Annotated in this window: 15 protein-coding genes; 8 read left to right on the top strand and 7 right to left on the bottom strand. The window is 47.7% G+C overall.

Translation table 11 applies throughout. From position 1 onward, the window contains the following. Positions 1 to 728 (top strand): metal ABC transporter permease (locus H740_RS00410; protein ID WP_002950294.1); only part of this gene is annotated, 728 nt, incomplete at its 5' end. 109 nt (positions 729 to 837) lie between these two features. Here the strand turns inward: H740_RS00410 and H740_RS00405 are convergent. From H740_RS00405 to H740_RS00390, 4 genes are all read right to left on the bottom strand, one after another. After that, complete coding sequence (locus H740_RS00405; RefSeq protein ID WP_002950292.1) at positions 838 to 1476, bottom strand: DUF6630 family protein; 639 nt, start codon at positions 1474 to 1476, stop codon at positions 838 to 840. A gap of 39 nt (positions 1477 to 1515) precedes the next feature. Beyond that, positions 1516 to 2409, bottom strand: coding sequence for a DMT family transporter (locus H740_RS00400; RefSeq protein ID WP_002950291.1), 894 nt, complete (start codon positions 2407 to 2409; stop codon positions 1516 to 1518). 225 nt (positions 2410 to 2634) lie between these two features. Continuing rightward, positions 2635 to 3522, bottom strand: a complete 888-nt coding sequence (locus H740_RS00395) for a DMT family transporter (RefSeq protein WP_002950290.1) — start codon at positions 3520 to 3522, stop codon at positions 2635 to 2637. A gap of 15 nt (positions 3523 to 3537) precedes the next feature. Beyond that, complete coding sequence (locus H740_RS00390) at positions 3538 to 4284, bottom strand: DUF4197 domain-containing protein (RefSeq protein ID WP_002950288.1); 747 nt, start codon at positions 4282 to 4284, stop codon at positions 3538 to 3540. Between the two features lie 301 nt (positions 4285 to 4585). Here H740_RS00390 and H740_RS00385 point away from each other — a divergent pair, with 301 nt between their 5' ends. Next, positions 4586 to 5146 (top strand): manganese efflux pump MntP, encoded by a 561-nt coding sequence (locus H740_RS00385; RefSeq protein ID WP_002950285.1) that lies wholly within the window; start codon positions 4586 to 4588, stop codon positions 5144 to 5146. A gap of 171 nt (positions 5147 to 5317) precedes the next feature. Here H740_RS00385 and H740_RS00380 read toward each other — a convergent pair whose 3' ends face one another. After that, positions 5318 to 6088, bottom strand: a complete 771-nt coding sequence (locus H740_RS00380; RefSeq protein ID WP_002950283.1) for an exodeoxyribonuclease III — start codon at positions 6086 to 6088, stop codon at positions 5318 to 5320. Between the two features lie 94 nt (positions 6089 to 6182). Between H740_RS00380 and H740_RS00375 the strand changes: the two genes are divergently transcribed. The 3 genes from H740_RS00375 to H740_RS00365 are packed head-to-tail and all read left to right on the top strand — an operon-like array spanning position 6183 to position 7517. Next, positions 6183 to 6854: a hypothetical protein gene (locus tag H740_RS00375; protein WP_002950282.1), complete on the top strand. Its 672-nt coding sequence runs from the start codon at positions 6183 to 6185 to the stop codon at positions 6852 to 6854. Positions 6855 to 6864: 10 nt separating this feature from the next. Then, entirely contained in the window at positions 6865 to 7119 is a 255-nt protein-coding gene (locus H740_RS00370; protein ID WP_034956765.1) for a MarR family transcriptional regulator, read from the top strand. Continuing rightward, complete coding sequence (locus H740_RS00365) at positions 7116 to 7517, top strand: tetratricopeptide repeat protein (protein ID WP_002950278.1); 402 nt, start codon at positions 7116 to 7118, stop codon at positions 7515 to 7517. The genes H740_RS00370 and H740_RS00365 overlap by 4 nt, the downstream gene beginning before the upstream one ends. 467 nt (positions 7518 to 7984) lie before the next feature. On the opposite strand, the gene prfA is transcribed toward H740_RS00365, so the two are convergent. Further along, positions 7985 to 9052, bottom strand: a complete 1068-nt coding sequence (prfA, locus tag H740_RS00355; protein WP_002950276.1) for a peptide chain release factor 1 — start codon at positions 9050 to 9052, stop codon at positions 7985 to 7987. A gap of 12 nt (positions 9053 to 9064) precedes the next feature. After that, complete coding sequence (gene rpsT / locus H740_RS00350; protein WP_002949506.1) at positions 9065 to 9331, bottom strand: 30S ribosomal protein S20; 267 nt, start codon at positions 9329 to 9331, stop codon at positions 9065 to 9067. 366 nt (positions 9332 to 9697) lie between these two features. On the opposite strand from rpsT, the gene glmM reads away from it, so the two are divergent. Genes glmM through H740_RS00335 form a run of 3 tightly spaced genes read left to right on the top strand, consistent with a single transcriptional unit; the run spans position 9698 to position 11916 of the window. Next, positions 9698 to 11041, top strand: a complete 1344-nt coding sequence (gene glmM, locus H740_RS00345) for a phosphoglucosamine mutase (RefSeq protein ID WP_002950275.1) — start codon at positions 9698 to 9700, stop codon at positions 11039 to 11041. After that, complete coding sequence (locus tag H740_RS00340) at positions 11034 to 11564, top strand: signal peptidase II (protein WP_002950274.1); 531 nt, start codon at positions 11034 to 11036, stop codon at positions 11562 to 11564. The genes glmM and H740_RS00340 overlap by 8 nt, the downstream gene beginning before the upstream one ends. Continuing rightward, the gene (locus H740_RS00335) at positions 11554 to 11916 is read left to right on the top strand and encodes an NINE protein (RefSeq protein WP_002950273.1); all 363 of its coding nucleotides are present in this window, start codon (positions 11554 to 11556) and stop codon (positions 11914 to 11916) included. Before H740_RS00340 ends, H740_RS00335 begins: the two co-directional genes overlap by 11 nt. Positions 11917 to 12052: the final 136 nt, after the last annotated feature.

Here is a 12052-nt window from a genome sequence, read left to right as displayed (position 1 = left end):
GCGGCGTGATCGGCACGCTCACGGTCATAAACCGTATGGTTTTCATCGCGGGCGGCATCGCTCACGGCGCATACGGCGGGCTTGGCATCGCGTTTTATTTTTCGCTCGAGCCGCTGCTTGGAGCGAGCCTGTTTTCCGTATTTTTGGCGCTGCTCATCGCCACGATCACGCTCAAAGACAAGAGCAAGATGGACTCCGTCATCGGCGCGCTGTGGGCGTTTGGCATGGCGTTTGGCATCATCCTCACCGACCTAGCACCCGGCTACAACGTCGATTTGATGAGCTATCTTTTTGGCTCGATTTTGGCCGTGCCGCAGGGCGATCTTGTTTTTATGGCGGTCGCAAACTGCGTTATACTCGCGTCCGTCGCGCTATTTTACCGCCAGTTTGAGGCGCTTAGCTTTGACGCGGAGTTTGCGCGGCTTCGCGGCGTGCGCACGACGCTGCTATACTACGCGCTAACGTGCATGATGGCGCTAAGCGTCGTGATGACGATACGCGCGGTCGGGCTCATCCTGGTTATCGCGCTGCTCACGATCCCGCCCTACATCGCGGGCGCAGTCTCGAGCCGCCTAGGCACGATGATGCTAAACGCCGCTCTCATCTCGGCTGCGTTTTGCGTGAGTGGGCTGTGGCTGAGCTTTGAGGCGAATTTAACCAGCGGCGCTAGCATTATTCTCATTGCTTCGGTTTGCTTTTTTATATTTACCACGGTAAAAAGGCGGTAGATTCGGCGTTTTAGAGTCAAATTGGATCAAATTTAACTCGTAGCCTGCGGCGTAAATTTGACCTCAAATTTACGATGATACAAGCAAAATTTGACTCCGCAAAGCTAAATCAGATAAATTCCTTCTCCAAAGGCTGATTAGCGTTGCCGTCGGCATCGAAAAGCACACGCCCGCATACTTCGCAAACCTCATCCCTGGGCGATGACTCGTCCTCATCTAGTTGCCATACGGACATTTCGCCGCACTTGCAGTTTATGACGTAAAGGATCTGTCTTTTGCGACGCTTGCCCCACGGTGCGATATCCCAAAACAGCTCCTCGCGCTTTGCCATTTTCTTAAAGTCTTTTTCGGCGTCCTTGTGTGCTATGAGTAGGTAATAAGCGTCGTTATGCAGATCCAAAGTAAATAGCCTAAAATCGCTCTTTTTGAGCGCCTTTTGAAACTCGTTCATCAAAAATAGGCTCGCGTCGCCGCGCTCAAAACCATCTTTTTTTGCCTCTTTTTCGAGCCTCGTGTAAATTTTATCGCACTCTAGTGTCACGCTGCTTTGTAGCTCATCAAGCCTAGATCGGATAAATTTACCCACGTCACCCGTGCCGTCTTCGCCGGCCCAGTCAAGCATCCAAATAAGCCCTTTTCCGATAAGCAAGTCTAAAAACTCGCCGTCGCCCAGCTCGCCCGCTTTTTCAAAGCCACCCGTTTCGCCCGCCGTCAAATGCTTTAGGACGCAGCACTGATCTTTCGTCATTTTCGCTCCTTTGATTAGATTTGTCAAATTTAGCCGCCACTACGAGCCCGCTTCCCGCGATCTTTTGTTTTTATAGTAGCTGCCCACCTCGCTAACGACGATGCCAAAGAGTATGAGTCCGGCTCCTGCTATCTGCACGCCGCTTAGTATCTCGCCGCCGAAAAAGTACCCCACGATCCCTGCGCTTACCGGCTCAAAGGTAAAGATGAGCGAGGTTTTAACGAGCGTAGTGTAGCGCTGCGCCGCCGTCTGCACAAAAAAGGCCAAAACTGTCGCAAATATCGACGTCACCGCGACCGCGACGAAAAACGCCTCGTCCAAAACGGGCACAACGCCGCGAGGCTCAAAAATCTGCGCCGCAACGAAACAAAGTGCCGCGACAACTGCAAACTGCGCACTCACCATCCAGTAAAGCTCACACCTGCGCACCAAGACACCCGTGAAAATGATATGTAGCGCAAAGCCCAGCGCGCAAACGACGCTAAGCGCCTCGCCCGCGCCAAAACCCAGCTCGCTGCCAGTTAGAAAATAAAGCCCCGTCGCCGACAAAAACGCGCCGATAAAGGCATAAACCACGACCTTTTGTCCGAAAAACGCGAGCGCGATAAATGGCGTAAAAACGGCGTTTAGCCCCGTGATAAAGGCGACAGTAGAGCTTGGGGCGTATTTTAGGGCAAAGGTCTGAAGCGTAAAGGCCGCGAACAAAAGCGCGCCTAAAAATGCGCCAAATCTTAACGAATTGCGGTCGATCTTGCGCGTAAATTTGAGGCTTATTAGCGACATCAGCGCGGCTGCGATCAAAAACCGCCAAAACAAAAGCGTAAAAACGCCGTTGGTCTTTAGCGTCTGCGCCATCGGCAAAAACGTCACGCCCCAGACCACCGCGATCACGAACAGCGCGAAGTCGGCCTTAAATTCGGTTGATTTTTTCATCTGATTTCTTTAGCTAAATTTAAGGGGCAAATTTAACGCAATTTGACTAAATTCGGGCTTTATCGCGTCAAATTAAAAGTCGCCGCCCTCTTGCTAGCTGGCAAACGACGATAAATTTAAATGGGATAAGATCGCCGCGAGAGTAAATTTGGCGGCGATTTGATAAATTTGATCTTACGGCGGGTCGGCACTTCGAGCAAAACACTAAGCAAAGCTCGCCGAAATTTAGGCTAAATTTTCCTTTTTAGCGCGCAGGTAGCTGCCTATCTCGCTGATCAAAACTCCGACCAAGATAAGCGCCGCGCCGCAAAGCCTATATGCGCTGATGTCCTCCGCGCCGACGAAATAGCCCATCGCTCCGGCGGTTACGGGCTCAAGGGTGAAAAATATCGCCGTTTTAACGGGCGTTGTAAATTTTTGCATCAAGGCCTGCGCAAAAAATGCAAACGCCGTGCCCAGTACGCCCACGACTAGCATCGCTATGATAAACGCCTTGTCCACGACGGGAGCGATTTTAGCGTCCTCAAAAACCAAAATAGCCACAAAACAAAGCGCGATTAGGGTCAAAATTTCAAAATAAACCATATTTACGAGGTTGCATTTTTGCACCAAGCGGTTGGTGAGAACGATGTGAAAAGAGTAGGCGCACGCACAAACCAGAGCCAAAATTTCGCCCAGGCCAAAGCCGACCTTCGTATCGCCTATCATATAAAGCCCTGCCACCGCAAACGCCACGCCAACATACGCGTAGGAGTAAATTTTATGTCTAAAAAGCCCCGCCGCGATAAAAGGCACCAAAGCCACGTTTAGCCCGATGATAAAGGCCACAGACGAGGTGTCGGCGTACTTAAACGCAAAAGTCTGACTGACAAATCCCGCGAACAAAAACAGACCCAAGATTACGCCCGATTTTATATCAGGCGCGCTTACGTCTTTTAGCTTTTTATAAAATATCGCCCCGGCTATGATCGCCGCTAGCAAAAATCTCCAAAACAAAACGCCAAAAACGCCGTTAGTAGCAAGCGCTAGCGAGGTAGGCAGATAGCCTAGACCAAAGACTATCGCAACAAAAATCATGCCCACATCGGCGCGAAATTCCAAACTATTTTTCACTATTCTCCCTTATTTTTACTTGAAAATTCCCTGCAGGATTTTCGTGCCCTGCTCCACGGCGCCGCCTCGTAGCGAGCTTTCCTTTTCGCTCATCACGTTAAATAGTCCGTCTAGCGTCTTGCGCGTGATGTAGTCGTTTAGATCCTCGTTTTCTTGCGGGATGTATTCGCCAGCGCCCATGCTAGTTGCGATGCCTTTTAGCTGCTTTGCGGCGTCCGATTTTATCAGCGCGCTACCGGCGACGAACGAATTTAGCCCGTTATACGCCGTGGCAAAGGTATTATCGCTCATCATTTTGGTAATGATCGGCTTAAACACGGCTTGCAGTTTCTCGCTCGAGTTTTGTTGCAAAAACTTCGTAAAGCTGTCCTTGCCGCCTTCTAGCACCTTTTTCACGTCCGCGTCGCTCATGTTTTTTATCACGCCCGAAAATACGTCCGCAGCTCCCGGCACGGCCGCGCTTGCCGCGTTATTTATCGAGGTTACCATCTCGTTAGCCCACTTTTCGCCGCCAACTTTTTTAGCCAAATTTGCCGCAGTTTCCAGGCTCTTTGGCAGCGGGATTTTAGCCGTTGCGTTTTTTAAAAATCCTCCGTTTGATAGCTCCTTAACGGCCGCATTTAGAGCCGAGCTAACCGCGCTTTTGTAGTCGTCCGAGTTTGCCGCGCCCAGTATCTGCGCGCCTTGATTTAGCGTCTCTTGCCAATTAGCCTGAGCAAAAACGGTGAGCAAAACCGCGCATAAGATCAAACTTTTTTTCATCGTTTTTTCCTTAAAGTAAAATTCGGCGGTTATGATATTAAATTTCAGCTTTTAAACGGGTAAATTTGGGCTTCGAGCGGGCGAATTTACCCGCATCTTTACGATACGGCGGGCTAAATTTGCAAATTTAAAACACAAAAATTTGTGCCATGATTTAGGACCTAAATTTAAGTGCAAATTTATACGGCGCACTCGTCTGTTTGGCTCCAAATTTCAGACGTCAAATTTAGCCGCAAATTTGAGCGAGATTAACCGCAAGAGGCAAATTTTGAGTTAAAATTAGCCTTTTTGAAAGGATGAAATGGAGCTTTTACTTCTCTCTATCGCGCTTGCTATGGACGCGGCGGCGCTTAGCATCGCAAACGGCGCAAAATACCGCAATCTCGCACTATCAAAGATTTTATTTATTGCGTTTGTTTTTGGATTTTTTCAGGCGGCGATGCCGCTTGCGGGCTACTTTTTGGGTGCTGCGTTTGCTAGATTTATCGCGCAGATCGATCACTTTATCGCGTTTACTATTTTGGGCTTTTTGGGCGTAAAGATGATCCGCGAGGCCTGTAGAAACGAGCCTGCGCAGGCCGTGAGCCTTGATACGAAGGTGCTACTCTCAGGCGGATTTGCCACCAGTATCGACGCGCTAGCCGTGGGCGTGACGCTGAGCTTTACGGCCGCGGACATCTACTTTAGCGCCGCTGTTATCGGGATAGCTTGCTTTGCGCTTAGCGTTGCGGCCTTTTACGTCGGTAAATTTGCGGGAGAGTTTTTGGAGCAAAAGGCGCTGATTTTAGGCGGCGCGATCCTCGTCGGACTTGGTTTTAAAATCCTAATCACGCACCTTTTTGATCACGGGTTTTTGAGTTAAATTTAATGCAGTGCGCAGAATTTGAGGCTTAAATTTTACGTGTTACACACGCTTTGCACTCAAATTTAGAAATCAAACCTTGCGCCAAAGCCAAATTTAACCCAAATTTTGATTGCCACAAAAAGCGTAAATTTAGCTCAAATTTAACCTTCGCCGCTAAAAAAAGTAAATTTAAATAAGCCCCTCCAGATCGATCTCGATACCGACGGGGCAGTGATCAGAGCCCGTGATATCGCTCAGGATAAACGCGTCTTTTAGGCGGTCTTTGAGGTTTGATGAAATGAAAAAATAATCGATCCTCCAGCCGACGTTTTTGGCGCGAGCGTTAAAGCGGTAGCTCCACCACGAATACGCGTCCGCCGCGTCGCCGCGCACGTGCCGAAAGGTGTCGATAAAGCCGCGTGCGACGACCTCGTCCAGCCACGCGCGCTCGATAGGCAAAAAGCCCGAGGTTTTGGCGTTTGCTTTTGGGTTTTTGAGGTCGATCTCGCGGTGCGCGGTATTTACGTCGCCGCAAAATATCACGTCCTTGCCCTGTTTTACGAGCTCCTGGATGTAGGCTAGAAATTTAGCGTAAAAATCCATCTTGTAGGCTAGGCGCGCGTCGTCTTTTTGGCCGTTTGGAAAGTAAATGTTAAAAAGTACGACGTTGCCGAATCTATGCTCCAAAACCCGCCCCTCGTCGTCGTCAAAAAACGCCGCTTTTTGCGTAACGGAGCCAAATTTGGCCAGACTCATCACGCCCGAGTACCCAGCGCGAGCTGCCGAATTTACGCTGATTTCATTAAATCCGAGCTTGTAAATCTCGGCAGGCACGTCACTCTCGCGCACCTTGATCTCCTGAAGGCCCAAAAAATCGGGTCTATGCTGCTCTAGCCAAGCAAATCCGTCTTTGGCGGTGACCGCGCGCAGTCCGTTTACGTTCCAGCTGATTAGTTTCAAATTTGATCCTTTGTTAAATTTGGCGTATTGTATCGCAAGAGCCGTAAAATAAGCTAAAATTTAGTAAAATTAGGATCACTTTGAGGAGTAAAAAATGAAAAAAATCATCGTTTTATCGCTTGCGCTTGCCGCGTTTTTAGGCGCCAAAGAGGTAAATACTGCCGAGATATTTTTGTCAGACGTTAAGTCTATGCACGCGTTAAAATCGTTTTTAAAAAAGAATAAAAATGATATCGTAAAGCTAAAACTAAGCTACTGCGTCAATGAAAACAGCATGCAATACTTAGAAGCCGAGGCAAGCAAGCGCAAAGAGGATGAAAACTATAGTCATCTGGGCGAAGGTTTTGTTATGGCAGACGGTAGCAAAATAACCTACGTGGGGAAAAATTACGACTTTGGCGAAGGATATGACGGAGACGTAAACACCGGCATAGAATACGGCGAACTAATGCTGGACGAGCCTAACAGCAATCATCTCAAAAATATATTTTTAAAAGTTGGAGATTCAAATTTAGGTCAAATATACAAGTGGGAATACGAATGGTCTGACGAAGAAAGCGAGAGTAAAAAATGTAAATTCGGACAAGTCATCCTAGAGGGCTCATTTTACGTATATCATGAAGATGAAAATGAAAACGGTCGAGAAATGTATAAATACAATATGAGACCGGAACTTATGGGAAATGACCCGGGCGATAAATACGATGCCTTTTTTCTCGATCCGATAGCAAAAAAATATCTAAAACTCTTAGAATACAAAAAATAAAATTGGCGCGATGACAGAGTTAGAGAGGGAGATTTTCGGTCAAATTTTGGGCGAGAAAAAGATGGAAATCATCTTGTTTTTAGCCCAAAATGCTGACGAAAACGGCTTTATAACCGTTAAGATTTCAGATATCTGCGAGCGGACAGACGCCAGCAAACCCACCGTCACGCAGACCATCAAGCTGCTTGAAAATCGCAAAATTTTCGAGCGAGTGAAAAACGGGATTTATAGATTTAAAAATTTAAAGGAACTAGATAAAAAATGAGGAAAATTTGGATACTCGCCGTCGCAGTTGTGCTCGCAAATGCCGCTATAGACGAGGTCGGGCTAAATGCCTGCATAAATAAAGGCGACGCCGCAAGCTGCGAAAAAACGCTCGCTGCGCTAGAAAAAAACTGCTCGGGCGGCGACGCGCTGGCATGCTACTTTGCCGCGGAGTTTTACGCCAAAGGGCTAACGGGCCACAAGGACGGGGCGAAGGCATTTGCGATCTACAAAGACGCCTGCACCGCAGGGAGCGTGGAGAGCTGCTACGAGGAGTCGGTGTTTTATCTAAAGGGCGACGTCGCTCCGCAGAGCTTTGAACTATCGGGCGAGCGACTCAAAAAGGCCTGCGAGCTTGGCTCCAAACGCGCGTGCAATATACTTGAACTAGCGAAGTGAAGCTGTTTTGCTTGCTAAAAAACGAGCTTTAATATGCGGCAAACATACGAGCGCGGGTTAAATTTTAGCTTTATCGTCGAATTTTTAGATTATTTCCAGGCATTAAATTTGAATAGTTTGTCGCAAAACTTCGCTCAAATTTTTTATAAAACCGCTTGTAATAAATTAAATGCCTTGCTTCAGGTTGTCAAATTTGAGGAGTTCACGGGTTGTCGATTTTGACAAAACCAGATTTCAAGCACCAAATTTGGCTTTATTTCGAAATGCAATTTTTTTGGCGTGTTGACGGTGTATTGGATTGAAAATTTGATAATTTTGGACTATTTACATAAATTTATCCAGCCTAGCGTTTAGTAAATTTGATTGGCTTGAGCGTTTTTACTCGACTTTTCGTTCGAATTAAATTTGCATCCAAATTTAACAAAATATCGCGTTAAAAATGCCGAAATTTGAGTGAATTTTAAAATTTATAGATCGGCGTCCGAGATCGCTTCAGCTTGATAATGCGCAATCAGCGGCTCGATAATCTCGTCAAAAAGTCCCGCCGCCATTATCGCATCAAGGCGGTAAAGCGTCAAATTTATGCGGTGATCGCTGATGCGGTTTTGCGGGAAGTTGTATGTGCGGATACGCCCAGAGCGGTCGCCGGTGCCGACTTGGCTTTTGCGCTCGCTGGTTTCTTTGGCTAGGCGCTCTTCTTCTTGTATCTCATAAAGGCGCGCTTTTAGCACCTTCATCGCGGCTTCTTTGTTTTTATGCTGGCTTTTGCCGTCTTGGTTTGTGACGACGATACCGGTCGGGATGTGAGTGATGCGTACCGCCGAGTCGGTCGTATTTACCGACTGTCCGCCGTTGCCTGAGCTGCGCATAACATCGATGCGAAGGTCGTTTGGATTTATCTCGATCTCGCTATCTTCGACCTCGGGCATGATAGCGACCGTGACTGCAGAGGTGTGTACGCGGCCCTGGCTTTCAGTCTCGGGTACGCGCTGGACGCGGTGGGTGCCACCCTCAAATTTGAGCCTCGAGTATGCCCCCTTGCCCTTTATTAGCAAAATAATCTCTTTAAAGCCGCCTGTGTTGCCCTCGCTTTGGCTTACGATCTCGAATTTATACCCGCGAAGCTCGGCATATCTCGCATAAGCATTAAACAAATCGCCCGCAAAAAGTGCCGCTTCGTCTCCGCCCGTACCCGCACGGATCTCTAAAAATACGTTTTTATCGTCGTTGGGATCTTTTGGAAGGAGTAAAATTTTGATCTCTTCTTCGAGATTTTCTTTTTGGGATTCGAGATTTTTGAGTTCGTCTTTAGCTAGCTCGCCAAGCTCGGCGTCATCTAGCAGAGCCTTGTTCTCCTCGATATCTGTGAGAGTTTGCAGATAGGACTTTGCAGCCGAGGCGATATCTTCTAAATTTGATTGCTCTTTGGAGAGCTTGGTCATATTTGCGATATCGTTTGTGATAGACGGATCGCTAAGCAGACGAGAGAGCTCGTCGTAGCGATCCAAAAAAGGCTGCAGTTTGTCGGCTAACATTAAAAATTTAGATTAAGCAGATAGTTTGTTTACGAGTTTTGCGAGGCGTCCTACGCGGCGAGAAGCTGTTTGTTTTTTCAAAAAGCCTTTGCTAACGAAGCTGTGGAAATCTTTGTTTGCCACTTTAAACGCGTTTAACGCGGCTTCTTTATCGCCCGCCTCGACGGCTACGCGCACGGCTTTAGTGATATTTTTAAGCCTAGTGCGGTAAAATCTGTTTCTTTCAGTCCTTTTGATAGTCTGTCTGGCTCTTTTTTCAGAAGATTTATGGTTTGCCATAATGTCCCTTTTGTCATAATTTTAGTCCGTGATTATATAAAAACCAGTTTTAAAATCCGCTTAATTTAAGTAAAATTTAAAGCGAGGAAATTTACAACTTAAATTTGGATATTTTTTGATAAAATAGGTCCGAAATTTAATGAATTTATGGAATTTGGCGGGTAAATTTTATCTTACCATAAATTTAAAAGAGTAGTGTTTGCCGCCCAAAAAGTTGATAAGGCTTTATATCTTGAGATAGATTTAAAAGTTGCGACGCAAAAATAAAGCGGAGCGAACTGGTCGTCCGTGAGCATTTATTTTTGCTAGCCCTTTTAAACATACTCAAGAGATAAGGCCGTAGAAATTTTAAAAAAAGGAAAGATAATGAAACTATTCGGTACCGACGGCGTTCGCGGTAAAGCGGGCGAAAAACTCTCCGCCGCAACATCCATGCGCCTTGCTATGGCTGCGGGGATATATTTTAGACAGTTTGCGTCGCATACGAACACCATTTTGCTAGGCAAAGACACGCGCAAAAGCGGCTACATGATCGAGACCGCCATCGTCGCGGGGCTCACGGCCGTGGGCTACAACGTCCGCCAGATCGGCCCGATGCCAACTCCCGCGATCGCGTTTCTCACCGAGGATATGCGCTGTGATGCGGGCATCATGATCAGCGCGTCGCACAACCCGTACTACGATAACGGCATTAAATTTTTCGACAGCGAAGGCAATAAACTGGGCGAAGAGGCCGAAGCGCAGATAGAAAAGATTTATTTTGACGACGCGCTTATCGAAAGATCGCAAAAGCAAATGCTAGAAATCGGCGCCGCAAAGCGCATCGACGACGTCATCGGCCGCTATATCGTGCAGATCAAAAACTCATTTCCTAAAAATCTCAGCTTGCACGGGCTGCGCGTGGTTTTAGACGTCGCAAACGGCGCTGCGTACAGGGTCGCTCCGACTATCTTTAGCGAGCTGGGAGCCGAAACCATCGTCATAAACGACGAGCCAAACGGTAGCAACATAAACCTAAACTGCGGCGCGCTCTATCCGCAAAATTTAGCCTCCGAAGTTGTGCGATTGCGGGCGGATTTAGGCTTTGCGTTTGACGGCGATGCCGACAGACTCGTGGTCGTAGACGAGCGCGGAGAGGTGGCAAACGGCGATAGTTTGCTGGGCGTCATGGCGGCATTTTTACAAGAAAACAAAGCCCTAAAAGGCGGCGCGGTCGTGGCTACGGTGATGAGTAACGCGGCGCTTGAAGACTATTTAAAATCCCACAAAATCAAACTCCTGCGCGCAAACGTCGGCGACAAATACGTACTTGAAAAGATGAAAGAAAACGGCACGAATTTCGGCGGCGAACAAAGCGGCCACATCATCTTTAGCGACTACGCAAAAACGGGCGACGGGCTCGTGGCGGCGCTGCAGTTTGCGGCACTGGTGCTAAAAAAAGACAAAAAAGCGAGCGAAATTTTAAGCGAGATAAAACCGTATCCGCAAATTTTGCTAAATTTAAAGATCACCGAGAAAAAGCCGCTTGAGAGCATCGCAGGGCTAAAAGAGCTTGAAGCAAGCCTCGCAAAAGAGGGTATCCGCTCGCTATTTCGCTACTCTGGCACAGAAAACCTCATCAGGCTTTTGATTGAAGGCAAGTGTGCCGACGCGCTAAAAACCCGCATGGATGAGGTTGAGAAATTTTTCGTAAAAGCGCTAAATGGCTAAAATTTTAGGCGTTTTTTTCGCGGCGTTTTTCGTCGTTTTCGCGCTCGATCAGGCAGTCAAGCAGATATTTTTGGGCGGTTTTTCGTGGCAGGGCGAGTACTTTTCGCTAGTGCTTGCATATAACCGCGGCGTGGCGTTTTCGATGTTTGCGTTTCTTGGGCAGTGGCTCAAATTTATCCAACTAGCGCTGATTGCGGGCGTTTGCGGCTATCTGCTTTGGCGGTTAAAGCGCAAATTTGACGCGCAGACCGCGGCAAAAACGGAGCCAAATTTGAGCGTAAACGGCGAAAAAAAGGAAATTTTAGAGGAGCATGCGCTAGGAGCGGGTATAATCCTGGGCGCTGGTAGCTCAAATTTGCTCGACCGCTTCGTTCACGGCGGCGTCGTGGACTACGTTTATTGGCACAAGTGGTTTGAGTTTGCGATATTTAACCTCGCAGACGTTATGATCGACGTCGGAGTCGTACTCATACTCTGGCAGAGCTTTGCCGCTGGGCGAAAGGGGGCTAAAAATGGGCGATAACGTTTATATAGCCTACGCGCTTTGGCTGCTTACGGGCTGGTTTGGCGGGCATAGATTTTATCTGGGCAAATTCGTGAGCGGTTTTGCGATGATGGCGCTGTTTTTCATCGGATATAGCCTAGCTTGGGCAATCGTGGGTTACGTATTTTGGGCGCTTTGGGGCGTGTGGTGGCTCTTTGATCTGCGTTTAACCGGCGCGGCGGTCGAGAGAAATCAGAAAAAAGAAGCGCTAAAGGACAAGCTGCGCGCGCAAGACCTTGAGGAGCGGCTTAGACGCCTCTATGAGCTGTACGAGAGCGGCGCGATAAGCAAAGAGGAATTTGAAGCGAGGAAGGAAATTTTGCTGGGGTAAGGCTCGGCTAAATTTACGAGAATTTGATCGATTTTCTAATCACAAACGGTCAAATTTAGCATTTTCAAGATGTGGGTCTCGGCGAATCAAATTTGAATAGAAAAAGTTAAGGCGAAGTATCGCGAGATGATTTTTC

The organism is Campylobacter showae CC57C (assembly GCF_000344295.2).
Taxonomy (GTDB): Bacteria; Campylobacterota; Campylobacteria; order Campylobacterales; family Campylobacteraceae; genus Campylobacter_A; species Campylobacter_A showae_B.
The sequence above is the reverse complement of the archived record's forward strand: the minus strand, read 5'-3'. Positions and strand labels throughout refer to the sequence as shown.

Excerpts from the sequence above, each read along its gene's own strand:
- H740_RS00390 (WP_002950288.1), bottom strand. The coding sequence starts at position 4,284 with ATGAAAAAAAGTTTGATCTTATGCGCGGTTTTGCTCACCGTTTTTGCT.
- H740_RS00405 (WP_002950292.1), bottom strand. The coding sequence starts at position 1,476 with ATGACGAAAGATCAGTGCTGCGTCCTAAAGCATTTGACGGCGGGCGAA.
- H740_RS00335 (WP_002950273.1), top strand. The coding sequence starts at position 11,554 with ATGGGCGATAACGTTTATATAGCCTACGCGCTTTGGCTGCTTACGGGC.
- H740_RS00375 (WP_002950282.1), top strand. The coding sequence starts at position 6,183 with ATGAAAAAAATCATCGTTTTATCGCTTGCGCTTGCCGCGTTTTTAGGC.
- H740_RS00400 (WP_002950291.1), bottom strand. The coding sequence starts at position 2,409 with ATGAAAAAATCAACCGAATTTAAGGCCGACTTCGCGCTGTTCGTGATC.
- prfA (WP_002950276.1), bottom strand. The coding sequence starts at position 9,052 with ATGTTAGCCGACAAACTGCAGCCTTTTTTGGATCGCTACGACGAGCTC.
- H740_RS00370 (WP_034956765.1), top strand. The coding sequence starts at position 6,865 with ATGACAGAGTTAGAGAGGGAGATTTTCGGTCAAATTTTGGGCGAGAAA.
- glmM (WP_002950275.1), top strand. The coding sequence starts at position 9,698 with ATGAAACTATTCGGTACCGACGGCGTTCGCGGTAAAGCGGGCGAAAAA.
- rpsT (WP_002949506.1), bottom strand. The coding sequence starts at position 9,331 with ATGGCAAACCATAAATCTTCTGAAAAAAGAGCCAGACAGACTATCAAA.
- H740_RS00365 (WP_002950278.1), top strand. The coding sequence starts at position 7,116 with ATGAGGAAAATTTGGATACTCGCCGTCGCAGTTGTGCTCGCAAATGCC.
- H740_RS00385 (WP_002950285.1), top strand. The coding sequence starts at position 4,586 with ATGGAGCTTTTACTTCTCTCTATCGCGCTTGCTATGGACGCGGCGGCG.
- H740_RS00340 (WP_002950274.1), top strand. The coding sequence starts at position 11,034 with ATGGCTAAAATTTTAGGCGTTTTTTTCGCGGCGTTTTTCGTCGTTTTC.